The organism is Escherichia sp. WS33 (genome assembly GCF_046486385.1).
Classification (GTDB): Bacteria; Pseudomonadota; Gammaproteobacteria; order Enterobacterales; family Enterobacteriaceae; genus ECMA0423.
The window spans coordinates 125,886-151,085 of the sequence record NZ_JBJQLJ010000008.1; the positions used below are offsets into that span (position 1 = coordinate 125,886).

Sequence of the window (25,200 nt, forward strand, 5' to 3'; positions counted from 1 at the left end):
AGCTCCACAGGTGAAGAAATGACTGGGCATGATACTGAAATCAGGTTCAGTCTGCCAACAATTTGCTGATTAAAGCGTCATGACGCTGCTTTTGGCGGCTCATGCGCAGACGTTCGGCGCGAATAATGGTCTTCAAATCGGTCAACGCGGTATCGAAGTCATCATTCACAATCAGATAATCATATTCGGCGTAATGGCTCATTTCTGCAACAGCTTGCGCCATACGCTTTGCAATGACCTCTTCGCTGTCCTGACCGCGACCGCGTAGACGGCGGTCCAGTTCAATTTTGGACGGCGGTAAAATAAAGATACTCCGCGCGTGCGGCATTTTCTGGCGAATTTGCTGCGCGCCCTGCCAGTCGATATCGAGAAAAACATCGACACCGGTCGCCAGTACTTGCTCAATGGCCTCACGCGAAGTGCCATAGTAATTACCAAAAACTTCTGCGTGTTCGAGGAACGCATCTCTGCTAATCATTTCTTTAAATTCATCATGATTAACAAAGAAATAATGTTCACCGTGGACTTCACCAGGACGCGGTTGGCGTGTGGTGTGTGAAACAGAAACCTGGGTGTCATACAACGGTTGGGTTTTTAATAAAGCCTGAATCAGGCTGGATTTACCCGCGCCACTGGGGGCAGAAACAATATAAAGCGTGCCTTGAGCCATGAGTATCTTTCGTATGTGATTAGCGAAATAAAGCCTACATACGAGCTTATTATACACGGCGCGGCCATGTGACGTAGCCCTTGCTCACACTTTTTGCGCAAAGTTGTTGCGTTTTGCGTAGCTGCTTCCGCATTTGCCTGTCATTCACTGCAATAAAGACGATTTTCAGGAAGCGTCCTCGCAGACTCCGTTTTTGCCACTCGGCTTTGCTTTCATCACGTTGTATATCTGCCTGACTACCTACAGCGGAGGTGATGATGAAAGTATGGATGGCGATATTAATAAGTATCTTGTGCTGGCAATCATCTGTGTGGGCGGTCTGTCCGGCCTGGTCGCCAGCCAGAGCACAGGAAGAAATTTCCCGCCTGCAACAGCAAATAAAACAGTGGGACGATGACTACTGGAAGGAAGGAAAAAGTGAGGTGGAAGACGGTGTTTACGATCAGTTAAGCGCCCGTCTTACGCAGTGGCAACGCTGCTTTGGGAGCGAGCCCCGCGACGTGATGATGCCGCCTTTAAATGGTGCGGTTATGCATCCGGTTGCCCATACGGGTGTACGCAAAATGGTGGATAAAAACGCATTAAGTCTGTGGATGCGAGAACGTAGCGATCTTTGGGTGCAGCCAAAAGTTGATGGCGTTGCGGTAACCCTGGTTTATCGGGACGGGAAACTGAACAAAGCAATCAGTCGCGGTAATGGCCTGAAAGGCGAGGACTGGACGCAGAAAGTTAGCTTAATTTCCGCTGTGCCGCAAACCGTTAGCGGGCCTTTAGCCAACAGTACGCTTCAGGGGGAAATATTTCTCCAGCGCGAGGGGCATATCCAACAACAAATGGGGGGAATAAATGCCCGCGCAAAAGTTGCTGGCCTGATGATGCGCCAGGACGATAGCGACACGCTGAATTCTCTGGGCGTTTTTGTCTGGGCATGGCCGGATGGACCGCAGTTAATGACCGATCGTTTAAAGGAGCTGGCTACCGCAGGTTTTACTCTAACGCAGAGGTATACCCGTGCGGTTAAAAATGCTGATGAGGTTGCGCGCGTACGCAATGAGTGGTGGAAAGCGAAATTACCCTTCGTCACCGATGGCGTGGTTGTGCGAGGGGCGAAAGAACCCGAATCCCGCCATTGGCTACCAGGCCAGGCAGAATGGCTGGTGGCCTGGAAATATCAACCTGTAGCTCAGGTTGCCGAAGTGAAGGCGATTCAGTTTGCGGTGGGTAAGAGCGGTAAAATATCGGTGGTTGCGTCACTCGCACCTGTCATGCTGGATGATAAAAAAGTCCAGCGGGTGAATATTGGTTCCGTCAGGCGCTGGCAGGAGTGGGATATTGCGCCTGGTGATCAGATCCTCGTCAGCCTTGCCGGTCAGGGTATTCCTCGCATTGATGATGTGGTCTGGCGCGGTGCAGAACGTACAAAACCGACACCACCAGAAAACCGCTTTAACTCGTTGACCTGCTACTTTGCTTCTGATGTTTGTCAGGAACAGTTCATTTCACGCTTAGTCTGGCTGGGGTCAAAACAGGTTCTGGGGCTGGATGGTATTGGTGAGGCCGGCTGGCGCGCGCTGCATCAGACTCATCGCTTTGAGCATATCTTTTCCTGGCTTTTATTAACGCCAGAGCAATTACAGAACACGCCGGGGATCGCGAAAAGTAAAAGTGCGCAGCTATGGCATCGGTTTAATCTGGCTCGTAAGCAGCCTTTTACTCGCTGGGTGATGGCAATGGGAATACCGCTAACCCGGGCGGCGCTTAATGCCAGTGATGAACGGTCCTGGTCGCAACTTTTATTTAGCACGGAGCAGTTCTGGCAGCAGCTGCCGGGGACTGGATCGGGGCGCGCCAGACAGGTTATTGAATGGAAGGAAAATGCGCAAATCAAGAAGCTGGGCAGTTGGCTGGCTGCCCAGCAGATCACAGGTTTTGAACCTTAGTGTCCTTCGTGGCTGTAGTAAAAGACCGGTAATCCCAGCTTAAGGCGTAGCGCCAGTAAGCGGGCAAAAAAGCCGAATACCAGGGTGGAGATAATTACCACATCATGGTTAGAAACATAGTGTTGCAGCGCGATGTACAGCACGGCGGAGGCAAATGAGACACCGGCATACAACTCTTTCTGGAATACCAGTGGGATACGTTTACAGAACATATCGCGCAAAACGCCGCCAAACACGCCGGTGGTTACCGCCGCGACAACGGCAATAATTGGGCCGTGCCCCATATCCAGTGCAACCTGTGCGCCGATGATAGAAAAGACCACCAGTCCAAGCGCATCGAGCACCAGAAACACTTTGCGCAGGTAAGGCATTACAGGAGCAACGATAGTGGTGAGTACTGCGGCGGTAGCGACGATAATCACATATTCCGGGTGTTTGACCCAGCCGAGCGGATAGTGGCCCAGCAGAATATCGCGCACTGACCCTCCGCCAATTGCGGTGGCGGTCGCAATAATAATTACGCCAAATGTATCCATGCGGCGTCGCCCGGCCGCCAGAGCCCCCGTCATGGCTTCGGCAGTAATGCCAACCAAATACAAAATGTGTAACAGCATGGTTCTCTCCCTAAAAATCTGTCTGGCAGGGTAGCGATTTGTGCGTATTGTCACGATTGAGATTTTTTAAGGTGAGAGGAAATTGATAACTTGTAGTTATGTGAAATCGCTATTTTCTGTAGCGTAGATGCATTCTTCTGACTTCTTGTCTGAGAAAATGCATAAGAAAAAATAGGTTAAAATTGAGGGGTGGAAAAGAAAGGTGCAATGTTTAGCCATTGTGTTCACCGCACCTGGACTTTGGCTTACGCATCGGGTATCTCAATCAACAAAAAGAGTTTTTAGTTTCTGCTATTTCTTCTCTGTAATTTTTACACTGTTTTCCAACTGCTTGATGCTGACCTGCGGGGTCGGCAACTCCTCAGGCATGGTTCCGCCAAGTTCCTGAATGGTTTGCCTCACCTTGCTACCCACGTCAAAGTGTGTGGTATTAGCTTGCTGTTTTGAATTCACGCCATCCCGCTTGAGTTTTTCTTCTGTTTGGGTAGCTCGAAAGAGATTAGCCGCCAGTTCTGTTGAACCCATATGATCCAGGATCTTCTGACTCTTTTTCAGCCCCTTCCGCTGATGGATGGCTTTCTGATCTAATCCACCATACAGCCCCCGGTAACCATGATTCTGAAATATGGCGAAATCGATAGCTGTCGCTACCCCAGCTTGCTGCGCTGCCTCAACCAATTGTTTGTTATGTTCTTTCAATTCATTTCTCAGAAAAAGACGCTTTTCGTCTTCACGAAGTTGCCTGAAAGCTTCATCGTCAGCCAGCTCCTGCCGTCGGGTCTGGATAGCAAAATAAGTTTGCCCTGCCGCAATAACCGGTTTCGCAGGGTCGCCGTTTTGTACTACCAGGTAACAGGCATAGCGGGAGAGATGAACATCTTCAAGTTCTCGTTGAGCCCCTGAACCTAATACAACCATTTTGGTGGTTTCAACGAAATGGTCAGATGCAGCTTGATTGCTGGCTTCGCACGCTTGAGTCGCGCGGGCCAGTACCTTTTGAAAATTGCGCCAGTCCCGATAATCCAGTAACGGTGCCAATTCTCTAGCTGACCAAAATTCTTGCCCTTCAGTGCCATAATGCCGTATTTCTTCAAAAGGTTGATGATGTTCGTTCATTGCCCACTCCATGTGATATCGATTGCAAAGAAAGTAAATCTGTAACTGTATTTATATACAGTTGTGAGTATCTCACGTTCTCAGTGTGCTGGGCAAAAAAACATCGCAAAATCTGGAGCAGGCACGCAAAACAGAATTGAAGTTGCGGGGAAGAAAAATGCCGCTCTGTTTGAGTGGGCGGCATTTGTGAAGGCTGAAAAGTAAGAATTGGCGTTACGAGTTATTCAATGTTCTGAATCTGCTCGCGCATCTGCTCAATCAACACTTTCAGCTCAATCGCGGAGTTTGTCACTTCGGCATTGATAGACTTCGACGCAAGAGTGTTCGACTCGCGGTTGAATTCCTGCATCATAAAGTCCAGACGACGACCAACGGCTTCTTTTTTCTTCAGAATGTTGTAGGTCTCTTTGACATGCGCTTCCAGGCGGTCCAGTTCTTCGGCAACGTCAATTCGTTGTGCCAGCAGAACCAGCTCCTGCTCCAGACGGTTGTTTTCCAACTGAACCTGAGCATCTTCCAGCTTCGCGACCAGACGCTCACGCTGCCATTGCAGGATTTCCGGCATATGGGCGCGGACTTTGACCACTTCGGCGGTGACGCCTTCCAGACGCTGCTCGATCAATGCTTTCAGTGCCTGACCTTCGGTTTCGCGCGCGACAATAAAGTCGTCCAGCGTACCATCCAGCGCCGCGAGAATTTCAGCGGCAATGGCGTCAAGATCCTGCTCCTGGGCTGCCATCACGCCCGGCCAGCGTAGAATATCAACCGGGTTGATTTCCCCTTCGTCACTCTGCATTTTTACCCAGTTCGCGGCAGTTACCAGCTGTTTAGCCAGTTTTTCGTTGAGGATCAGCTCACCTTGCGCGCTAACATCTGGCTCATAGCGCAGGGTACATTCCACTTTACCGCGCGTCAGGCGAGAACGAATACGCTCGCGAACGACAGGTTCAAGGCTACGGAACTGCTCCGGCAGACGAAAGTAAGTTTCCAGATAACGCTGGTTTACCGAGCGCATTTCCCAGGTTGCGCTCCCCCATTCACCCTTGATTTCACGCCGGGCGTAGGCGGTCATACTGCGGATCATAGACGTTCCTGTTTATAAAAGGAGAGGTGGAAGGATTATAGCCATCGATGCCTTGTCAGGATAGGAATAACCGCCGGAAGTCCGTATAATGCGCAGCCACATTTGTTTCAAGCCGGAGATTTCAATATGCGTCCAGCAGGCCGTAGCAATAATCAGGTGCGTCCCGTTACCCTGACTCGTAACTATACAAAACATGCAGAAGGCTCGGTGCTGGTCGAATTTGGCGATACCAAAGTGTTGTGTACCGCCTCTATTGAAGAAGGCGTGCCGCGCTTCCTGAAAGGTCAGGGCCAGGGCTGGATCACCGCAGAGTACGGCATGCTGCCACGTTCTACCCACACCCGTAACGCTCGTGAAGCGGCGAAAGGTAAGCAGGGTGGACGCACAATGGAAATCCAGCGTCTGATCGCCCGTGCTCTTCGCGCGGCAGTAGATTTGAAAGCGCTGGGTGAGTTCACCATTACGCTGGACTGCGACGTGCTTCAGGCTGATGGTGGCACGCGTACCGCGTCGATTACGGGTGCCTGCGTGGCGCTGGCAGATGCGCTACAGAAGCTGGTGGAAAACGGCAAGCTGAAAACCAATCCGATGAAAGGGATGGTAGCCGCAGTTTCTGTCGGAATTGTGAACGGCGAAGCGGTTTGCGATCTGGAATACGTTGAAGACTCTGCCGCAGAGACCGACATGAACGTAGTGATGACCGAAGACGGGCGCATCATTGAAGTGCAGGGGACGGCAGAAGGCGAGCCGTTCACCCATGAAGAGCTACTCACCTTGTTGGCTCTGGCCCGAGGGGGAATCGAATCCATTGTAGCGACGCAGAAGGCGGCGCTGGCAAACTGATTTTTAAGGCGACTGATGAGTCGCCTTTTTTTTGTCTGTAGAAAAGTAAGATGAGGAGCGAAGGCATGAAACCATATCAGCGCCAGTTTATTGAATTTGCGCTTGGCAAGCAGGTGTTAAAGTTTGGCGAGTTTACGTTGAAGTCCGGGCGCAAAAGCCCCTATTTCTTCAACGCCGGGCTGTTTAATACCGGGCGCGATCTGGCACTGTTAGGCCGTTTTTACGCTGAAGCGTTGGTGGATTCCGGCCTTGAGTTCGATCTGCTGTTTGGCCCTGCTTACAAAGGGATCCCGATTGCGACCACTACCGCCGTGGCGCTGGCGGAGCATCATGACCTTGACCTGCCGTACTGCTTTAACCGCAAAGAGGCAAAAGACCACGGTGAAGGCGGCAATCTGGTTGGTAGCGCGTTACAAGGACGCGTAATGCTGGTAGATGATGTGATCACCGCCGGAACGGCGATTCGCGAATCGATGGAGATTATTCAGGCTAATGGCGCGACGCTTGCTGGCGTATTGATTTCGCTTGATCGTCAGGAACGGGGGCGCGGCGAGATTTCGGCGATTCAGGAAGTTGAGCGTGATTACAACTGCAAAGTGATCTCTATCATCACCCTGAAAGATCTGATTGCCTATCTGGAAGAGAAGCCGGAAATGGCGGAACATCTGGCGGCGGTTAAGGCCTATCGCGAAGAGTTTGGCGTTTAAAGAAACTCGCCGGATGAAAAGTCATCCGGCGTCATATTACTGCAACTGCGCGGCAATTAGCGGCCAGCGGGCGTCAAAATCATCCGTCGGGCGGTATTTAAATTCGCTGCGGACAAAACGTGACAGCATACCTTCACAGAAGGCCAGGATCTGGCTTGCCAGCAGGGTTTCATCGGTGGTGTAACCTTCACCCTCACGCATTCTCTTTTCACGCAATACCTGACGCAGCTGCGCTTCAATACGCTCGAACAGCTGGTTGATACGCCCTTGCAGGCGATCCTGTTCAAACATTAGCGCATGACCAGTGAGGATGCGGGTCAGGCCAGGATTACGCTCACCAAAACCGAGAAGCAGCAACACAATCAGACGCAGGCGCGCTGTGGTGTCTTTCTCATCTTTCAGAATCAGGTTGATGCGAGTAATCAGGCTATCTTCGATAAACTCAATCAGGCTATCGAACATGCGGGTCTTACTGGGGAAGTGGCGATACAGTGCCGCTTCGGAAACGCCGACAGAGGCGGCCAGTTTTGCCGTCGTGATACGTTGGCTTCCATCGCTGGATTCCAGCATCAGCGCCAGAGACTGAAGTATTTCCTCGCGACGGTTCCTTTTCGCAGTTTGTTTTTCTGCCATGTTACAAAATACCCCTGAAAATAAGCACTTGCCAGGCGGCACCCACGCTATGACCGCAAACGAAATGTTTGCGGCTATGTTATGACGTTATTCGGATGCGTATGTGTTACTGACGACCAGAGTGACCAAAGCCGCCTTCACCGCGGTCGGTGGCGTCGAAATCTTCCACCAGATTAAATTCAGCCTGTACTACCGGAACAAAAATCATCTGGGCGATGCGTTCGCCAGGTTGAATGGTGAAGCTGTCCTGACCACGGTTCCACACGGAAATCATCAACTGGCCCTGATAGTCAGAATCGATCAATCCTACCAGGTTACCAAGCACGATACCGTGCTTATGTCCCAATCCGGAGCGCGGCAGCATCATTGCCGCCAGTGAAGGATCGGCAATATGAATCGCCAGCCCGGTCGGAACCAGCGTAGTGTCACCCGGAGCCAGTTCTACGGCGTCGTCGAGACAGGCACGCAGGTCAAGTCCGGCAGAGCCAGAGGTGGCATAAGTCGGGAGCGGAAATTCCTTCCCAACGCGCGGGTCCAGAATCTTAACGTCGATTTTTTTCATCATAACGGGTCACGATCTCGTCGAGTAATAATTGGCCAAGGAGCTCTTTGCGCTCAAGCGGTAAGACTTTATCTCCGTCCTGCCAGAAAAGGTGTAATGCGTTGTTGTCGCTGTTAAATCCTTGAGTTGGCTGGGAAACATCGTTCGCGCAGATCAGATCAAGGTTTTTACGGATACGTTTTTGCCGGGCGTATTCTTCCACATTATTTGTTTCGGCGGCAAATCCAACGACGTAGGGTCGATGGTCTTTTAGTGCGGCAACGCCTGCGACGATATCGGGGTTTTTAACCATTTTTATTGTTAATTCATCACCCTGCGTGGCCTGCTTTTTGATTTTCTCTGGGGCCACGGTAGCTGCGCGATAATCCGCCACGGCGGCGCAGCCGATAAAAATATTTTGCTGCTGTACAGAAGCATTCACGGCGGCTTCCATTTCCAGCGCGGTCATCACATCAACACGTTTAACAAACGGTGGCGTCGGTAGTGAAACCGGACCTGATACCAGCGTGACGTTCGCGCCACGACGGGCAGCGGCGGCGGCGATAGCAAAACCCATCTTGCCGGAGCTGTGATTAGAGATATAACGCACGGGATCGAGCGGTTCACGCGTCGGGCCGGCGGTAATCATAATGTTCAGATGTTTCAGGTCGTTGACGGGCGAAAAATGCGCTACCGCCATATCCACAATGGTTAACGGATCGAGCATTCGCCCAGGACCGATATCACCACAAGCCTGACTGCCACTGTCTGGCCCCCAGATGAGCAAACCACGGGAAGCAAGCACCTCTAAATTATGCTGCGTGGCAGCGGCACGGTACATCTGCTGGTTCATGGCGGGGAGCACGGCTACAGGCGCAGGTGTAGCCAGACAAATCGTCGATACCAGGTCATTCGCCATTCCGGCAGCAACACGGGCAATCAAATCTGCCGTGGCAGGGGCGAGAATCACTAAATCAGCCCATTTACCCAGCTCAATATGGCCCATAGCGGCTTCGGCTGCCGGGTCCAGCAGACTGTCGGAAACGGGATAACCAGAAACCGCCTGCAAGCTAAGTGGGGTGATAAAGGCTTTTGCCGCTTCGGTCATGGCTACGCGGACGTCGGCCCCGCGATCGCGCAAACGACGCACCAGTTCAGGGGTTTTATAGGCAGCAATACCGCCGCTAACGCCGAGAACGATTTTTTTACCGGCCAGGCTCATGATGATTTTTCCTGTTGGGTGACACCAGAAGTTGGCGATTTTATCACAATACTTTTGTTGTCGTGCCTTCACCTGAGAATCACTTTGCGAGGCGCTTTCCAGGATTGAAAACTGGCCGTCGATTTAACGGAACGGCTATGACAGGATGCGAGCACCACAAAGGAGGTGAAGGTGAAAAACAATTCACAGCTGTTGATGCCGCGCGAAAAAATGCTGAAGTTTGGTATTAGCGCCTTAACGGATGTCGAGCTGCTGGCGCTATTTCTGCGTACCGGAACGCGCGGTAAAGATGTATTAACCCTGGCAAAAGAGATGCTGGAGAATTTCGGCTCTCTTTATGGCTTGTTAACCTCTGAATATGAACAATTTAGTGGCGTTCATGGAATTGGCGTGGCGAAATTTGCCCAGTTAAAGGGGATTGCTGAACTGGCGCGGCGTTACTACAACGTGCGGATGCGTGAAGAAAGCCCTTTACTCAGCCCGGAGATGACGCGGGAATTTTTACAAAGCCAGCTCACGGGTGAGGAGCGGGAGATCTTTATGGTGATCTTTCTCGACTCACAACACCGGGTTATAACGCATAGCCGACTTTTTTCCGGCACGCTAAACCATGTTGAAGTCCATCCTCGGGAAATTATCCGCGAAGCGATAAAAATAAACGCCTCGGCGCTGATCCTTGCACATAATCACCCTTCGGGTTGTGCTGAACCCAGTAAAGCGGATAAACTCATTACTGAACGGATAATAAAGAGTTGTCAGTTCATGGATTTACGCGTGCTCGACCATATCGTGATTGGGCGTGGAGAGTATGTTTCTTTTGCCGAACGCGGCTGGATTTAACCCGCTATGCGCGATCCTTCGGGATCTTTGTCTGTTCGGGACTTGAGCACATCGCTGAGTCAGCGTATACTACGCCACCTTTGAGAATCTCGGGTTTGGCATTTGGGCCTGGCAATCGAGAGTTCACATAGAACTGCGATGACCGGGCTGTAAAGCCTGACGAGGCGCCAATACCCCATACGAAGCTCGAGCTAATTTGATTTTTGGAGAATAGACATGTCCCGAGTCTGCCAAGTTACTGGCAAGCGTCCGGTGACCGGTAACAACCGTTCCCACGCACTGAACGCGACTAAACGCCGTTTCCTGCCGAACCTGCACTCTCACCGTTTCTGGGTTGAGAGCGAGAAGCGTTTTGTCACCCTGCGCGTATCTGCTAAAGGTATGCGTGTAATCGATAAAAAAGGCATCGATACAGTTCTGGCTGAACTGCGTGCCCGTGGCGAAAAGTACTAAGTACTTAGAGGAAATAAATCATGGCTAAAGGTATTCGTGAGAAAATCAAGCTGGTTTCTTCTGCTGGTACTGGTCACTTCTATACCACTACGAAGAACAAACGTACTAAGCCGGAAAAACTGGAACTGAAAAAATTCGATCCAGTTGTTCGTCAGCACGTGATCTACAAAGAAGCGAAAATCAAATAATTCTCGCTTTGATGTAACAAAAAACCTCGCTCCGGCGGGGTTTTTTGTTATCTGCTTGCCCCCATATTGATTGCATCTGTTCATTCCTGGAGATGCTATGCCTGAATTACCCGAAGTTGAAACCAGCCGTCGCGGCATAGAACCGCATCTCGTTGGTGCAACCATTCTTCATGCAGTGGTGCGCAACGGACGCTTGCGCTGGCCGGTTTCAGAAGAGATCTACCGTTTAAGCGACCAACCAGTGCTTAGCGTGCAGCGGCGGGCTAAATATTTGCTGCTGGAGCTGCCTGAGGGCTGGATTATCATTCATTTGGGGATGTCTGGCAGCCTGCGCATCCTTCCAGAAGAACTTCCCCCTGAAAAGCATGACCATGTGGATTTGGTGATGAGCAACGGTAAAGTGCTGCGCTACACCGATCCGCGCCGCTTTGGTGCCTGGCTGTGGACCAAAGAGCTGGAAGGGCATAATGTGCTGGCCCATCTTGGACCGGAGCCGCTCAGCGACGATTTCAATGGTGAGTATCTGCATCAGAAGTGCGCGAAGAAAAAAACGGCGATTAAACCGTGGCTGATGGATAACAAGCTGGTGGTAGGGGTAGGGAATATCTATGCCAGCGAATCACTGTTTGCGGCGGGGATCCATCCGGATCGGCTGGCGTCATCACTGTCGCTGGCAGAGTGTGAATTGTTAGCTCGGGTGATTAAAGCGGTGTTGCTGCGTTCGATTGAGCAGGGTGGTACAACGCTGAAAGATTTTCTGCAAAGTGATGGTAAACCGGGCTATTTCGCGCAGGAATTGCAGGTTTACGGGCGAAAAGGCGAGCCGTGTCGGGTGTGCGGTACGCCGATTGTGGCGACTAAACATGCGCAGCGGGCAACGTTTTATTGTCGGCAGTGCCAGAAGTAATTCATGCGCGCCGGATGGCATACCATCCGGCATAAACGCTACGCTAACTTCGCCATCAGCGCCTGATGGACATTCTCCGGCAGGAAATGGGTGACATCGCCCTGATGGCGCGCCACCTCTTTCACCAACGATGAAGAGATAAACGACCACTCTTTCGACGGCATCAGAAACACACTTTCCAGTTCCGGCATTAAGTGGCGATTCATATGCGCCAGCTGCATTTCATATTCAAAATCCGCCACCGCACGCAGGCCACGAATCAGCACCGTAGCGTGTTGATTACGGGCGAAGTTCGCCATCAAATCACTAAACCCGACCACTTCCACGTTCCCCAGATGCGCGGTTGCCTGCTGTGCCAGCGCCACACGCTCTTCCAGGGTAAACATCGGTTTTTTACTGGGGCTGGCGGCAATCGCCAGAATAACGTGATCGAACATTTGCGTGGCGCGCGTCACGATATCGATATGACCATTGGTAATGGGATCGAAAGTACCAGGATAAATCGCCCGTTTTTGCATAACAACCTCAATGCGTTTTCGGTGGCAGGTAAGGTTCCAGCAGTTGAAGCAGACGCTGTAGCGCGCCCTGGTTTTGATACAGTACTTCAACGGCATGACGGCCATAGAAACTACGGTAATCGGCGTCGGTGAGTAAAGAGGACACCTCTTTTGCAAGCGTAGTGGCATCGGTAACGGTAATCAGCCCGCTTGCCTGCTCCAGCCGCGCGCAAATGTCTTTAAAGTTAAAAGTATGCGGCCCCATCAATACCGGAATAGCGTGTGCGGCAGCTTCCAGCGGATTATGCCCACCACGTTCAACCAGTGAACCGCCAACAAAGGCGAGATCGGCAATGCCGTACAGTAACATCAACTCGCCCATCGTATCGCCAACCACAACCTGCGTGCTGGTGGAGGGGACTTCCCCTGAAGAGCGTGTGATATAGCTTAGTCCAGCCTGGCGGACAAGATTAATCGCATCCGGGAAGCGTTCTGGATGACGGGGTACCAGGATGAGCAATAAATTCGGGAATTGCTGTAACAATGCCTGATGTGCGGCGATCACCACACTCTCTTCGCCTTCGTGAGTGCTGGTGGCAATCCATACCGGGCGGTGTGGTGCCCACTGGCGGCGCAGCGTCACGGCTTTAGCAGCCAACTGCGGCGTTACAGAAATATCGAATTTCAGGCTACCGGTAACGGTCACCTGATTATTTTTTGCGCCCAGCGCCACAAAACGTGCACCATCTTCTTCATTTTGCGCAGCAATCAGCGTAATACGACGCAGCAAGCGACGGACGAATTTACCCAGTTTGGCATAACCTGCGGCCGAGCGGGCAGAGAGTCGCGCGTTAGCGATCACCAGCGGAATTTTACGTTTGTGTAGCGCCGCAATCAGGTTAGGCCATAGTTCGGTTTCCATAATCAACACCAGTTTGGGGTCGACTTTATTCAGGAAACGGTTGAGCGCATCGGGCAGGTCATACGGCAGATAAACGTGCTGAACATCCTTCCCGAAAGCCGATTGTACGCGCTCCGAACCGGTTGGCGTCATGGTTGTAACGGTAATCGGTAAATCAGGATAACGATGGCGCAGCGCGCGCACCAACGGGATCGCCGCCAGAGTTTCACCGACGGAGACGGAGTGCAGCATAATGCCGCCTGGTTTTAGCGGATGGCGGTAAAAACCGTAACGTTCACCCCAGCGTTTTCGATAGGCCGGAGCCTTACGTCCGCGCACCCAGAGCCGTATCCAGATCAGCGGCTGAATAAGGTAGAGAAGGGCGGTGTAAAGCAATTCGAGCATAGTAAATAGCTGACTTATGGATGTGCTGGGGATTCTATGTATTTAGCTGTGGCTTTACCATTACTTTTCCCGTTTTTGACTTAAATAGCAATTTACCCGCCAATTCTTGCTGAACATCTATACTTTTTTTGTATTTTTATGCGATTCATTGATTTCTGCTGTACGTGCAGGAAGGAATCGCAGAGCAACAGTGAAAGAATATGGTTGCTAATGATTTTATTTGATTGATTTCTTTATTGAAAATCAACAATGTGCTTAAAAATCATTCGGGTCGGATTGCCGCGAAAGAAGTGATACACTAGCGCGTCAATATCAGTGCGGTATCAGTATTCAGGTAGCTGTTGAGCCTGGGGCGGTAGCGTGCTTTTTCTGCTTCACCTTAATCGGATAATCTCAACAAAAAGAGTTACTTGTGGATAAGCCATTTCGAAGAATTTTGCTCATTAAGATGCGTTTTCATGGGGATATGTTATTAACTACTCCCGTCATTAGTTCGCTGAAAAAAAATTACCCTGACGCAAAAATCGATGTGCTGCTTTATCAGGACACCATCCCGATCCTGTCTGAAAATCCAGAGATTAACGCGCTCTACGGCATAAAAAATAAAAAAGCAAAAGCCTCAGAAAAAATTGCCAACTTTTTTCATCTCATCAAGGTATTACGTGCCAATAAGTATGACCTTATCGTCAATCTTACCGATCAATGGATGGTTGCTATACTGGTTCGCTTATTAAATGCCCGTGTGAAAATTTCCCAGGATTATCATCATCGGCAGTCTGCTTTTTGGCGTAAAAGTTTCACCCATTTGGTGCCGTTGCAGGGTGGAAATGTGGTGGAAAGTAACTTATCCGTGCTGACACCATTGGGACTTGATTCGTTGGTGAAGCAGACAACCATGAGTTACCCGCCTGCAAGCTGGAAACGTATGCGTCGCGAACTTGATCACGCTGGTGTTGGACAAAATTATGTGGTTATCCAACCTACGGCGCGGCAAATCTTCAAATGCTGGGACAACGCCAAGTTTTCCGCTGTGATTGATGCCTTACATGCTCGTGGTTATGAAGTCGTTCTGACGTCCGGCCCGGATAAAGACGATCTGGCCTGCGTCAATGAAATTGCGCAGGGATGCCAGACGCCACCAGTAACGGCGCTGGCTGGAAAGGTGACCTTCCCGGAACTTGGTGCGTTAATCGATCATGCGCAGCTGTTTATTGGCGTTGATTCCGCACCGGCGCATATTGCCGCTGCAGTTAATACGCCGCTGATATCGCTGTTTGGTGCGACAGACCATATTTTCTGGCGTCCCTGGTCAAATAACATGATTCAATTCTGGGCGGGAGATTACCGGGAAATGCCAACGCGCGATCAGCGTGACCGAAATGAGATGTATCTTTCGGTTATTCCGGCGGCAGATGTCATTGCTGCTGTCGATAAATTACTGCCCTCCTCCACGACAGGTACGTCGTTATGATCGTTGCTTTTTGTTTATATAAATATTTTCCCTTTGGCGGTTTGCAGCGTGATTTTATGCGTATTGCTCAGACAGTCGCCGCCCGAGGTCATCATGTTCGGGTTTATACCCAGTCGTGGGAAGGCGAATGCCCTGATGTATTTGAACTGATCAAAGTGCCGGTTAAATCGCATACCAATCACGGGCGCAATGCGGAGTATTTTGCCTGGGTGCAAAAACATTTACGCGAACATCCCGTCGATAAAGTCGTTGGATTCAACAAAATGCCGGGGCTGGACGTTTATTATGCCGCTGATGTTTGTTATGCCGAGAAAGTAGCGCAGGAAAAAGGCTTTTTCTATCGCCTGACGTCACGTTATCGCCATTATGCCGCCTTTGAGCGGGCAACCTTCGAACAGGGCAAGCCGACACAGCTGCTGATGCTGACAGATAAGCAAATCGCCGATTTCCAGAAACATTATCAGACTGAAGCGGAGCGTTTTCATATTCTGCCACCGGGGATTTATCCTGATCGTAAATATAGCCAGCAGCCAGCCAATAGCCGTGAAATCTTCCGTAAGAAGAATGGAATAACCGAACAACAATATTTATTGTTGCAGGTCGGTTCAGACTTCACGCGTAAAGGTGTCGATCGTTCCATTGAAGCACTTGCTTCGTTACCGGATTCGCTGCGCCACAACACATTGCTATATGTTGTTGGGCAGGATAAACCGCGAAAATTTGAGGCACTGGCAGAAAAACGCGGCGTGCGCAGTAATGTTCACTTCTTCTCGGGGCGCAACGATGTCTCGGAATTAATGGCGGCGGCGGATTTATTACTGCATCCTGCCTACCAGGAAGCGGCGGGAATTGTGCTGCTGGAAGCGATTACTGCAGGATTACCGGTACTAACAACTGCCGTTTGTGGCTATGCGCATTATATTGTCGACGCTAATTGCGGCGAGGCTATTGCTGAGCCATTCCGCCAGGAAACATTGAATGAGATTTTACGCAAAGCGTTAACGCAATCTTCATTGCGCCAGGCTTGGGCGGAAAATGCGCGACATTATGCTGATACACAAGATTTATACAGTCTGCCAGAGAAAGCGGCGGATATCATAACGGGTGGTCTGGATGGTTGAACTTAAAGAGCCGTTTGCCACGTTATGGCGCGGCAAAGATCCTTTTGAGGAAGTTAAAACCTTGCAGGGTGAGGTATTTCGTGAACTGGAAACTCGCCGTACTCTGCGCTTTGAAATGGCGGGCAAAAGCTATTTTCTCAAATGGCATCGCGGCACGACCCTGAAAGAGATAATCAAAAATTTACTCTCATTGCGGATGCCAGTATTAGGCGCTGACCGCGAATGGAATGCGATTCATCGACTGCGGGATGTCGGCGTTGATACTATGTATGGGGTGGCATTTGGCGAAAAAGGCATGAATCCGCTGACCAGAACTTCATTTATTATTACCGAAGATCTGACACCAACCATAAGTCTGGAAGATTACTGTGCTGACTGGGCGACCAACCCACCAGATGTTCGCGTAAAGCGTATGCTTATTAAGCGTGTCGCGACGATGGTGCGCGATATGCATGCTGCGGGCATTAATCACCGTGACTGTTATATCTGTCATTTCCTGCTGCACTTGCCTTTTTCCGGTAAGGAAGAGGAGTTAAAAATTTCGGTAATTGACCTGCACCGGGCGCAGCTTCGCACGCGCGTTCCACGTCGTTGGCGCGATAAAGATCTTATTGGGCTTTATTTTTCTTCGATGAATATCGGCCTGACTCAGCGGGATATCTGGCGGTTTATGAAAGTGTATTTTGCCGCCCCGCTTAAAGACATTCTCAAGCTGGAACAAGGACTGCTGTCGCAAGCAGAAGCAAAAGCCACAAAAATCAGGGAAAGAACGATTCGAAAATCGTTGTAATTTCCGGAGAGAAATATGAGTGCCCACTATTTTAATCCACAAGAGATGATCAATAAGACAATCATCTTCGATGAAAGGCCAGCGGCGTCAGTGGCATCATCATTCCATGTTGCTTATGGCATTGATAAAAACTTTCTTTTTGGTTGTGGTGTTTCAATCACGTCAGTTTTGTTACATAACAACGACGTGAGTTTTGTTTTCCACGTTTTTATTGATGATATCCCTGAAGCCGATATCCAGCGTTTAGCCCAATTGGCGAAAAGCTATCGTACCTGTATCCAGATCCATCTGGTAAATTGTGAACGGCTTAAGGCATTACCGACGACCAAAAATTGGTCTATTGCCATGTATTTCCGTTTTGTAATTGCAGATTACTTTATTGATCAACAAGATAAGATCCTTTACCTGGATGCTGATATCGCCTGTCAGGGAAACTTAAAGCCGCTGATAACAATGGATCTTGCCAATAACGTTGCTGCTGTTGTTACTGAACGCGATGCTAACTGGTGGTCGTTACGGGGTCAAAGTCTGCAGTGTAATGAACTTGAAAAGGGTTACTTTAATTCAGGTGTCCTGTTAATTAATACACTAGCGTGGGCGCAGGAGTCCGTTTCTGCTAAAGCGATGTCGATGCTTGCTGATAAAGCCATCGTTTCCCGTTTAACCTATATGGATCAAGATATCCTTAATCTTATCCTGTTAGGGAAAGTTAAATTCATTGATGCTAAATACAATACGCAATTTAGTTTAAATTATGAATTAAAAAAATCATTTGTTTGTCCAATTAATGATGAAACCGTATTAATTCATTATGTCGGCCCGACAAAACCCTGGCATTACTGGGCCGGTTATCCAAGTGCGCAACCTTTTATCAAAGCCAAAGAAGCATCGCCCTGGAAAAATGAACCGTTAATGCGGCCAGTTAACTCAAACTATGCTCGTTATTGCGCCAAGCATAATTTTAAACAAAACAAACCAATTAACGGGATAATGAATTATATTTATTATTTTTATTTAAAGATAATAAAATGAAATTGAGAAAAGTTAAATGAATGAATTTATAAAAGAACGGTTTTCGTATTTAGCAGATAATAAAAAAGAAAACGCCCCAGAGCTAAATGTTTCCTACGGTATCGATAAGAATTTTTTGTATGGTGCTGGCGTTTCAATTTCTTCCGTTTTGATTAATAATTCAGATATTAATTTTGTCTTTCATGTTTTCACTGATTATGTGGATGATGATTATTTAAAGTCATTTAATGAAACAGCAAAACAATTTAATACCTCAATTATTGTATATTTAATTGACCCCAAATACTTTGCTGATCTGCCGACGTCACAGTTTTGGTCGTACGCGACATACTTCAGGGTATTGTCTTTTGAATATCTGAGTGAAAGTATTTCCACACTGCTGTATCTGGATGCCGATGTTGTTTGTAAAGGAAGCCTGAAACCTCTCACAGAAATTATATTTAAAGATGAGTTTGCTGCGGTCATTCCTGACAATGATAGTACTCAGGCGGCATGTGCAAAACGCCTCAACATTCCCGAAATGAATGGACGTTATTTCAATGCAGGCGTTATCTATGTCAATCTTAAAAAATGGCATGAAGCAAATTTGACACCGTATTTACTCAAACTTTTACGAGGGGAAACTAAATATGGCTCTCTTAAATATTTAGATCAGGATGCGTTGAATATCGCATTTAATATGAATAATATCTACCTTGCGAAGGATTTTGATACTATTTATACCCTGAAAAACGAACTTTATGATCGTAGTCATCGAAAGTATCAGCAAACCATTACCGATAAAACAGTGTTGATTCACTATACAGGGATAACTAAACCATGGCATAGCTGGGCTGGATATCCGTCTGCATCATACTTTAATATCGCGCGTGAACAATCTCCCTGGAAGAAATATCCTCTTAAAGAGGCGCGGACTGTTGCAGAAATGCAGAAACAATATAAGCATCTGTTTGCCCATGGTGAGTATATAAAAGGCATAACTTCATTAATTAAGTACAAGCTTAAGAAATAAATTACTCTTATGATTACAAGTATACGTTATCGCGGCTTCTCATTTTATTACAAAGATAATGATAATAAATATAAAGAAATCTTTGATGAAATACTGGCCTATAATTTTAAAACAGTAAAAGTATTACGTAATATTGATGATACCAAAGTATCATTGATTGATACGAAATATGGTCGCTATGTTTTTAAAGTCTTTGCCCCGAAAACGAAAAGGAATGAACGTTTTTTAAAATCTTTTGTAAAAGGTGACTACTATCAGAATTTGATCGTTGAAACCGATCGTGTCAGAAGTGCAGGTCTTACTTTTCCTAATGATTTTTATTTTCTGGCTGAGCGTAAAATTTTCAACTATGCCAGTGTTTTTATTATGCTTATCGAGTATGTCGAGGGCGTAGAGCTCAATGATATGCCGATTATTCCAGAAAATGTTAAAACAGAAATTAAGGCTTCAATGGAAAAATTGCATGCCTTAAATATGCTATCGGGCGACCCACACCGGGGTAATTTTATCGTTAGTAAAGATGGTGTCAGGATAATTGACCTATCCGGTAAAAGCTGTACGGCAGAGCGTAAAGCTCGTGATCGTCTGGCCATGGAACGTCACCTGGGTATTGCCAACGAAATAAAAGATTATGGCTACTATTCAGTAATCTACAGAACCAAACTACGCAAATTTATTAAAAAATTAAAAGGCAAAGCGTAAACCACACAGTCAAAACGGAACCAACATGGATTTATTAGCTGAGAGTATTACTGAAGTCGCTGTCTCTGGGGAAATTGCTAACACCGATCGTGTGTTAAATATCGCTTACGGTATTGACCGTAACTTTTTATTTGGTGCGGCAGTATCTATGCAATCAGTTGTTATGCATAACCCGGACCTTGCGGTTAAGTTTCATCTCTTTACCGACTACATTGATGAAGATTATCTACAACGTGTTAATGCTTTTACCAGCAAAAATGCTAACGTTGAAGTAATAATTTATAAAGTCTCCAATGCCTTTATTGATATCTTCCCCAGCCTGAAACAGTGGTCTTATGCAACATTCTTCCGTTTAGTTGCGTTCCAGTATTTGAGTGAAACTATTGAAAATCTGTTATATATCGATGCTGATGTCATCTGTAAAGGCTCATTAGCTGGATTGCTTGATATTAATTTTGATGAGGATAAGTTCGCAGCTGTTATTAAAGATGTGCCTTTTATGCAGGAAAAACCAGCGAAGCGTCTGGCTATAGAGGGACTTCCAGGGAATTATTTCAACGCCGGTGTAGTATATCTGCAGCTTGAAGCATGGGCGAAAAATGATTTTATGAATAAAGCCATTGCTATGCTGGCAAGTGACCCGCAGCACACGAAGTATAAATGCCTTGATCAGGATATTTTAAATATTCTGTTCTTTGGTCATTGTATTTTTATTAGCGGCGATTATGATTGCTTTTATGGCATTGACTATGAGTTAAAAAATAAAAGCGATGAAGATTATAAAAAGACCATTACCGATGATACTAAGCTGATTCATTATGTTGGCGTAACGAAGCCCTGGAACGACTGGACGAATTATCCCTGCCAGAAGTATTTTAATGAGGCTTATCAGGCTTCTTGCTGGAATGATGTGGCGTTTATTCCAGCCACGAATGAAAAGCAGTATCAAGTGAAATATCAACATGCAAAGAAAAATGGTGATACGTTTAACGCTTTTATTTACTTCATTAAATTTAAATTAAATAAGTATAAAAGAAAACTATTTGGATAATAATAAAAATCATGGATGTCTGAGTTACAATAATAATTAAGGATGAGTACTATCATATTTTATTAGTTCAGGCAAGAGAACACGATGAGCAATGATTACCCTTTAGTATCCATAATAATACCGACGTATAATTCATCTGATTACATTACTGAAACTCTAACGAAATTAGAAAAACAAACTTACCCAAATTTTGAAATTGTTATTGTTAATGATGGTTCTAAAGATAACACATCAAACGTTTTGAGAGAGTATGGGTTAACCCACTCTCGATTAATTATTATCAATAAAGAAAATGGCGGTGTTTCGTCTGCCAGGAATACAGGTATCCGCAAGGCGCAAGGACAGTTTATATGTTTTATGGATGATGATGATGAGATAGATCCTAACTATCTGCTGAAGATGTATACCAGACAACATGAGACGGGAGGGGATGCGATTTATTGTGGGCTTTATGGCCATTATATAAAAGATGGTGTTACTTACTCACCTATAAATACAGAGTTTAATGAAGGATCTTTACTTTTCGACTTTTTTTATAAAAAGGTTAGATTCCATATAGGGTGCTTGTTTATAAGAAAACAACTTCTGGAAGAGAATAATCTTTTTTTTGATGAAGATTTACGACTAGGAGAAGATCTTGATTTTATCTATCGACTGCTAATTACATGCGATATGTATGCGGTTCCATATTATATGTATAAGCATAACTATAGAGAAAATTCCTTAATGAACTCATGTAGAACCATCACTCATTATCGACATGAGTCATTTGCGCACGAAAGAATCTACTCTTCTGTGATGCAGTTATACAAAGGTAACCGGAAAGAAGAAATTCATACATTATTGAGTCAAAATAGAGCTTATCATAAAACTCGTTATTTATGGAATGTTCTACTTAATGGTGATTTTAAACTATTGAATCAATTAGTTGAAAGCAATGATAAAGAATTAAGAGATTGTAATCTTCCTGGCAAGAGAGATAAGAGACGAGCAAAAATATTAGCATCAAAAAATTATATTCTCTGGAGGATGGTAAGACTGGTAAATAGAAAAAAGAATAAACGTTAGATCTTGCATTAAATAACCCATCCTCGTAGCATAGGTTGAAACTATATGTCGTTTTGTTGGAATGAAATTAATTCTGGTATAAAGTCTTTAATTCTCATATTATGTATTTTTTCTTTAATGACTTTGTCTTTATGGGATGATGTTGCAACAAAGTTTCTTCATGCAGCTGGAATTATATCTGCATTGTATTTTCTTGCGACACCAAAAAAAACAATAACTAATAATCCTACTTTGTTAATTTTCATCTCATTATGTCTTTTGGGTATCGTAAATATCATCTGGTATTCACATTATAAAGTTTCAGGCTCTGTTTATACCAATGCATATCGTGGCCCAATGGAAACTGGAAAAATTGCCTTGTGTAGCGCTTTTATTTTCTTAGTTCTTTTTGCTAAAAATGAGATGAGAACAAAAATAAAATTTGGGAAACTAATTCTGTTCGCATCCCTGGCAACGCAGTTACTTTTTTTTGCGCATGCCATGTGGCAACATTTCTATTTAAACGTCGACCGTGTTGCATTATCAGCTTCCCACGCTACAACAGCAGGCTACATCATCCTTTTTCCTTCTTTACTGGCATCAATTCTCATTTTAAAATCCGACTTAAGACATAAAACAACATTATATACAATTAACTTCATGCTTAGTTTATGTGCTGTCATAGTAACTGAGACGCGTGCAGCCATATTAGTGTTTCCATTCTTTGCGTTAATATTAATCGTAATGGATAGTTATATTAATAAGCGAATTAATTATAAGTTATATTGTTTTATTACGATTGCATTATTAGCAGGTGTATTTTCTTTTAAAGATACATTGCTTATGAGAATGAATGACTTAAATAACGATTTAGTTAATTATTCGCATGATAACACCAGAACTTCAGTCGGTGCCCGTCTGGCAATGTATGAAGTTGGCTTAAAAACATATTCTCCAATAGGACAATCACTGGAAAAACGTGCGGAAAAAATACATGAACTAGAAGAAAAAGAGCCTAGATTGAGTGGCGCTTTACCCTATGTAGATTCTCATTTGCATAACGATCTCATAGATACGTTATCAACGCGTGGTATTCCTGGAGTTGTATTAACAATTTTAGCATTTTCAGCAATACTCATATATGCCTTAAGAACTGCTAAAGAACCTTATATTTTAATCTTGCTTTTTTCACTACTGGTAGTAGGACTAAGTGATGTAATACTCTTTTCTAAACCGGTTCCGACTGCTGTGTTTATCACCATAATATTGCTTTGTGCTTATTTTAAAGCACAATCGGACCAATGTTTATTTGAGAAGTAATGAATATGTGAAATAAAATCAGCAAGGAAGCTGATTTTATTTCAAAATTATCTATTAAAGAGTTGTAATTTAAATCATGGCAGCGTTTTCTTCAATGAACCGCTTAACAGCATTTGCTGTCAATTGAGACAACTCATTCCCCGGAGCCCTACAAACCATCTGATTCTTCCCATACCCACCAATTAATCCCGGATCGGTAGGTCCATAAACCGTGATATTGGGTCTATCCAGTGCCGCTGTTAAATGGCTTAACCCCGTATCCACTGACACTACAAATTTAGCCCCGGCCAGCACGCGGGCAACGCCTTCCAGACTCATCTTCGGCAATACTTCAACATAAGCAAATCCTTCCGCCAGTCGTTTCGCCCGTTCTTCCTCATGCGGCGCGCCCCACGGAAGTTTAATCCGTATTCCTGAATCAGCCAGTAAACCAATCAATTCTCGCCAGTGTTCTTCCGGCCAGTGTTTATCATCACGGGTCGTCGCATGAAGAAATACGGCATATTCGCCAGCATCTGTAGGCAGGTTCGTCAGGAAATGCTGTGCAATAGCATAATCGCCCTGGGTTTGCGGTTTGCTATAGCCCAGACTTTTGGCAAACAGTTCGCGGGTGCGTTCTACGGCGTGCTGCTGTTTTGCAATATGATGCTTACGATTGTAAAACAGGCTGGCTAACGGTTCGCGAGCGGTTTGCCAGTCCAATCCATGCTTTACGCCATGCGCCAGACGCGTCACCAGCGCCGCGCTTTTTACCAGCCCCTGAGCATCGATAACTGCGTCATAGTTCTCTGCTTGTAGCGCTTCACGAAACGCTTTGCGTTCAGCTTTTATGGGGGCCGAGAACCAGGCTTTACGCCAGCGACGTATTGCCACAGGAATAACTCGCTCAACGGCAGCGTGCCAGGAAGGAATCTGTGCGAACCCTTCTTCCACCACCCAGTCAAACTTAATCCCTGGGATTGCCTGCTGGGCATCAGTGAGTGCGGGCAACGTATGGAGAACATCGCCCATCGACGATGTTTTAACGATCAAAACCCGCATCCGTCAGACTTCCTCTTGTAACAATAGCGCGTTGAGTTCTTCCAGTACGCGCTGGGGAGTAATGTCGATCAAGCTCTGGTGATAACCCTCCGCAGCGTCACCTTTACGCACTTTGTGATAGCCGGTAATCAGACGGATCACGCGCGCTTTATGGGATAGCGGCGGTGTGAAGTCCGGGCTACTTGGACCATACAAGGCAACCAGCGGACGATTGAGCGCCGCCGCAACGTGCATCAGGCCAGAATCGTTAGTGACAATGGCTTTACAGGCTGCAATCAGGATAACCGCTTGATCAAGCTGTGTTTCCCCCGCCAGGTTCCGACACCATGCCTGCTGCTCGGTATTCAAAGCGGCAAGAATCTCATTGCCCGCCTCATGATCTTTCGCCGAGCCAAACAGAACCACCTGATAACCTTCATCAATCAGCTGCTTTGCCAGCTCAGCATAGTGGTAGTGTGGCCAGCGTTTTGCCGGACCAAACTCCGCCCCCGGGCAAAAACCAATCATCGGACGTTCTGATGAAAGCGAAAATTGATTACAGGTATATGATTTTTCACCTTCGCTCACCTGCAACTGCGGCCATAACAATGGCTGCGGCAGATCTTGTGCGGTACGCATCACGCCTTTGTCATAGGCCAGCGCGACATAGCGTTCCACCATTAGCGGCCAGGCTTCTTTATCGAGCACGCGTACATCGTTGAGTAAACCGTAGCGCATCTCGCCGCGCCAGCCGGTGCGATGAGGAATACCCGCGAAGAAAGGCACTAATGCGGATTTGAAGGAGTTGGGTAAGACGTAGGCGCGGTCGTAGCGCTTTTCACGCAGGCTATGACCCAGTTTGCGGCGTTCGCCGATTTCCAGCGCTCCGTGACCGAGAGGCATAGGGATAGCTTCGTTAACTTCCGGCATCCGCGATAATAATGGACGGCACCATGCCGGTGCCATCACATCGATTATCGCCTGGGGATAGCGCGCCTGGAGCGTGCGATAGAGACTTTGCGACATCATCATGTCGCCAACCCAAGACGGGCCGATCACCAGTATTTTCATGC

Annotated in this window: 27 protein-coding genes; 16 read left to right on the forward strand and 11 right to left on the reverse strand. The window is 47.0% G+C overall.

The window, feature by feature from the left end; translation table 11 throughout:
- Window positions 1-46: 46 nt before the first annotated feature.
- Window positions 47-670, reverse strand: a complete 624-nt coding sequence (gene gmk / locus ACJHXA_RS09320) for a guanylate kinase (RefSeq protein ID WP_001295237.1) — start codon at window positions 668-670, stop codon at window positions 47-49.
- Window positions 671-927: 257 nt separating this feature from the next.
- On the opposite strand from gmk, the gene ligB reads away from it, so the two are divergent.
- Window positions 928-2,610 carry an NAD-dependent DNA ligase LigB gene (ligB, locus tag ACJHXA_RS09325; RefSeq protein ID WP_000870053.1) on the forward strand — a complete coding sequence of 561 codons (1,683 nt, stop codon included), beginning with the start codon at window positions 928-930 and terminating at the stop codon, window positions 2,608-2,610.
- On the opposite strand, the gene ACJHXA_RS09330 is transcribed toward ligB, so the two are convergent.
- From ACJHXA_RS09330 to ACJHXA_RS09340, 3 genes are all read right to left on the reverse strand, one after another.
- A complete protein-coding gene (locus tag ACJHXA_RS09330) occupies window positions 2,607-3,224 on the reverse strand; it encodes a trimeric intracellular cation channel family protein (RefSeq protein ID WP_000924289.1) in 618 nt (205 codons plus the stop codon). The genes ligB and ACJHXA_RS09330 overlap by 4 nt on opposite strands.
- A gap of 291 nt (window positions 3,225-3,515) precedes the next feature.
- Window positions 3,516-4,340: a DNA damage-inducible protein D gene (gene dinD, locus ACJHXA_RS09335; RefSeq protein ID WP_001297374.1), complete on the reverse strand. Its 825-nt coding sequence runs from the start codon at window positions 4,338-4,340 to the stop codon at window positions 3,516-3,518.
- Between the two features lie 220 nt (window positions 4,341-4,560).
- A complete protein-coding gene (locus tag ACJHXA_RS09340; protein ID WP_000621336.1) occupies window positions 4,561-5,424 on the reverse strand; it encodes a YicC/YloC family endoribonuclease in 864 nt (287 codons plus the stop codon).
- Between the two features lie 126 nt (window positions 5,425-5,550).
- On the opposite strand from ACJHXA_RS09340, the gene rph reads away from it, so the two are divergent.
- Together rph and pyrE are read left to right on the forward strand one after the other, a co-directional pair.
- A complete protein-coding gene (gene rph / locus ACJHXA_RS09345; protein ID WP_001247093.1) occupies window positions 5,551-6,267 on the forward strand; it encodes a ribonuclease PH in 717 nt (238 codons plus the stop codon).
- Window positions 6,268-6,332: 65 nt separating this feature from the next.
- Window positions 6,333-6,974 (forward strand): orotate phosphoribosyltransferase, encoded by a 642-nt coding sequence (gene pyrE / locus ACJHXA_RS09350; protein ID WP_000806161.1) that lies wholly within the window; start codon window positions 6,333-6,335, stop codon window positions 6,972-6,974.
- A 36-nt stretch (window positions 6,975-7,010) separates the two neighbouring features.
- On the opposite strand, the gene slmA is transcribed toward pyrE, so the two are convergent.
- The 3 genes from slmA to coaBC all read right to left on the reverse strand — a co-directional run bounded on the left by slmA (window position 7,011) and on the right by coaBC (window position 9,370).
- The gene (slmA, locus tag ACJHXA_RS09355) at window positions 7,011-7,607 is read right to left on the reverse strand and encodes a nucleoid occlusion factor SlmA (protein ID WP_000818601.1); all 597 of its coding nucleotides are present in this window, start codon (window positions 7,605-7,607) and stop codon (window positions 7,011-7,013) included.
- Window positions 7,608-7,713: 106 nt separating this feature from the next.
- A complete protein-coding gene (gene dut, locus ACJHXA_RS09360) occupies window positions 7,714-8,172 on the reverse strand; it encodes a dUTP diphosphatase (protein WP_000976070.1) in 459 nt (152 codons plus the stop codon).
- Entirely contained in the window at window positions 8,150-9,370 is a 1,221-nt protein-coding gene (gene coaBC, locus ACJHXA_RS09365) for a bifunctional phosphopantothenoylcysteine decarboxylase/phosphopantothenate--cysteine ligase CoaBC (protein WP_000050139.1), read from the reverse strand. The genes dut and coaBC overlap by 23 nt, the downstream gene beginning before the upstream one ends.
- 171 nt (window positions 9,371-9,541) lie before the next feature.
- Between coaBC and radC the strand changes: the two genes are divergently transcribed.
- The 4 genes from radC to mutM all read left to right on the forward strand — a co-directional run bounded on the left by radC (window position 9,542) and on the right by mutM (window position 11,758).
- Window positions 9,542-10,210 carry a RadC family protein gene (gene radC, locus ACJHXA_RS09370; RefSeq protein ID WP_001298959.1) on the forward strand — a complete coding sequence of 223 codons (669 nt, stop codon included), beginning with the start codon at window positions 9,542-9,544 and terminating at the stop codon, window positions 10,208-10,210.
- Window positions 10,211-10,426: 216 nt separating this feature from the next.
- Window positions 10,427-10,663, forward strand: coding sequence for a 50S ribosomal protein L28 (rpmB, locus tag ACJHXA_RS09375; RefSeq protein ID WP_000091955.1), 237 nt, complete (start codon window positions 10,427-10,429; stop codon window positions 10,661-10,663).
- A gap of 20 nt (window positions 10,664-10,683) precedes the next feature.
- Window positions 10,684-10,851, forward strand: coding sequence for a 50S ribosomal protein L33 (gene rpmG, locus ACJHXA_RS09380; protein ID WP_001051798.1), 168 nt, complete (start codon window positions 10,684-10,686; stop codon window positions 10,849-10,851).
- 97 nt (window positions 10,852-10,948) lie between these two features.
- Window positions 10,949-11,758, forward strand: coding sequence for a bifunctional DNA-formamidopyrimidine glycosylase/DNA-(apurinic or apyrimidinic site) lyase (gene mutM / locus ACJHXA_RS09385; RefSeq protein ID WP_001114533.1), 810 nt, complete (start codon window positions 10,949-10,951; stop codon window positions 11,756-11,758).
- 38 nt (window positions 11,759-11,796) lie between these two features.
- Here mutM and coaD read toward each other — a convergent pair whose 3' ends face one another.
- Entirely contained in the window at window positions 11,797-12,276 is a 480-nt protein-coding gene (gene coaD, locus ACJHXA_RS09390; RefSeq protein ID WP_001171866.1) for a pantetheine-phosphate adenylyltransferase, read from the reverse strand.
- A gap of 7 nt (window positions 12,277-12,283) precedes the next feature.
- Window positions 12,284-13,561, reverse strand: coding sequence for a lipid IV(A) 3-deoxy-D-manno-octulosonic acid transferase (gene waaA, locus ACJHXA_RS09395; RefSeq protein ID WP_000891564.1), 1,278 nt, complete (start codon window positions 13,559-13,561; stop codon window positions 12,284-12,286).
- Window positions 13,562-13,973: 412 nt separating this feature from the next.
- Here waaA and rfaQ point away from each other — a divergent pair, with 412 nt between their 5' ends.
- The 9 genes from rfaQ to ACJHXA_RS09440 all read left to right on the forward strand — a co-directional run bounded on the left by rfaQ (window position 13,974) and on the right by ACJHXA_RS09440 (window position 23,107).
- Complete coding sequence (gene rfaQ / locus ACJHXA_RS09400) at window positions 13,974-15,032, forward strand: lipopolysaccharide core heptosyltransferase RfaQ (protein ID WP_000360402.1); 1,059 nt, start codon at window positions 13,974-13,976, stop codon at window positions 15,030-15,032.
- Window positions 15,029-16,153, forward strand: coding sequence for a glycosyltransferase family 4 protein (locus ACJHXA_RS09405; RefSeq protein ID WP_000634246.1), 1,125 nt, complete (start codon window positions 15,029-15,031; stop codon window positions 16,151-16,153). Before rfaQ ends, ACJHXA_RS09405 begins: the two co-directional genes overlap by 4 nt.
- Entirely contained in the window at window positions 16,146-16,943 is a 798-nt protein-coding gene (gene rfaP / locus ACJHXA_RS09410) for a lipopolysaccharide core heptose(I) kinase RfaP (protein ID WP_001315906.1), read from the forward strand. The genes ACJHXA_RS09405 and rfaP overlap by 8 nt, the downstream gene beginning before the upstream one ends.
- Before the next feature lie 15 nt (window positions 16,944-16,958).
- Complete coding sequence (gene waaO / locus ACJHXA_RS09415) at window positions 16,959-17,975, forward strand: lipopolysaccharide 3-alpha-galactosyltransferase (RefSeq protein WP_001272734.1); 1,017 nt, start codon at window positions 16,959-16,961, stop codon at window positions 17,973-17,975.
- Window positions 17,976-17,991: 16 nt separating this feature from the next.
- The gene (locus ACJHXA_RS09420; protein WP_001001720.1) at window positions 17,992-18,987 is read left to right on the forward strand and encodes a glycosyltransferase family 8 protein; all 996 of its coding nucleotides are present in this window, start codon (window positions 17,992-17,994) and stop codon (window positions 18,985-18,987) included.
- Window positions 18,988-18,996: 9 nt separating this feature from the next.
- Window positions 18,997-19,689, forward strand: coding sequence for a lipopolysaccharide core heptose(II) kinase RfaY (gene rfaY / locus ACJHXA_RS09425; protein ID WP_000633091.1), 693 nt, complete (start codon window positions 18,997-18,999; stop codon window positions 19,687-19,689).
- Window positions 19,690-19,714: 25 nt separating this feature from the next.
- A complete protein-coding gene (locus ACJHXA_RS09430; RefSeq protein ID WP_000364782.1) occupies window positions 19,715-20,740 on the forward strand; it encodes a UDP-galactose--(galactosyl) LPS alpha1,2-galactosyltransferase in 1,026 nt (341 codons plus the stop codon).
- A gap of 84 nt (window positions 20,741-20,824) precedes the next feature.
- Window positions 20,825-21,808: a glycosyltransferase family 2 protein gene (locus ACJHXA_RS09435; protein WP_000064012.1), complete on the forward strand. Its 984-nt coding sequence runs from the start codon at window positions 20,825-20,827 to the stop codon at window positions 21,806-21,808.
- Window positions 21,809-21,853: 45 nt separating this feature from the next.
- Window positions 21,854-23,107: an O-antigen ligase family protein gene (locus ACJHXA_RS09440; protein ID WP_283512293.1), complete on the forward strand. Its 1,254-nt coding sequence runs from the start codon at window positions 21,854-21,856 to the stop codon at window positions 23,105-23,107.
- 69 nt (window positions 23,108-23,176) lie between these two features.
- Here the strand turns inward: ACJHXA_RS09440 and rfaC are convergent, their stop codons facing one another.
- Both rfaC and rfaF read right to left on the reverse strand, forming a co-directional pair.
- The gene (gene rfaC, locus ACJHXA_RS09445) at window positions 23,177-24,148 is read right to left on the reverse strand and encodes a lipopolysaccharide heptosyltransferase RfaC (RefSeq protein ID WP_001264572.1); all 972 of its coding nucleotides are present in this window, start codon (window positions 24,146-24,148) and stop codon (window positions 23,177-23,179) included.
- 3 nt (window positions 24,149-24,151) lie between these two features.
- On the reverse strand, window positions 24,152-25,198 hold the full coding sequence (gene rfaF / locus ACJHXA_RS09450) for an ADP-heptose--LPS heptosyltransferase RfaF (protein WP_000699244.1): 1,047 nt from the start codon (window positions 25,196-25,198) through the stop codon (window positions 24,152-24,154).
- Window positions 25,199-25,200: the final 2 nt, after the last annotated feature.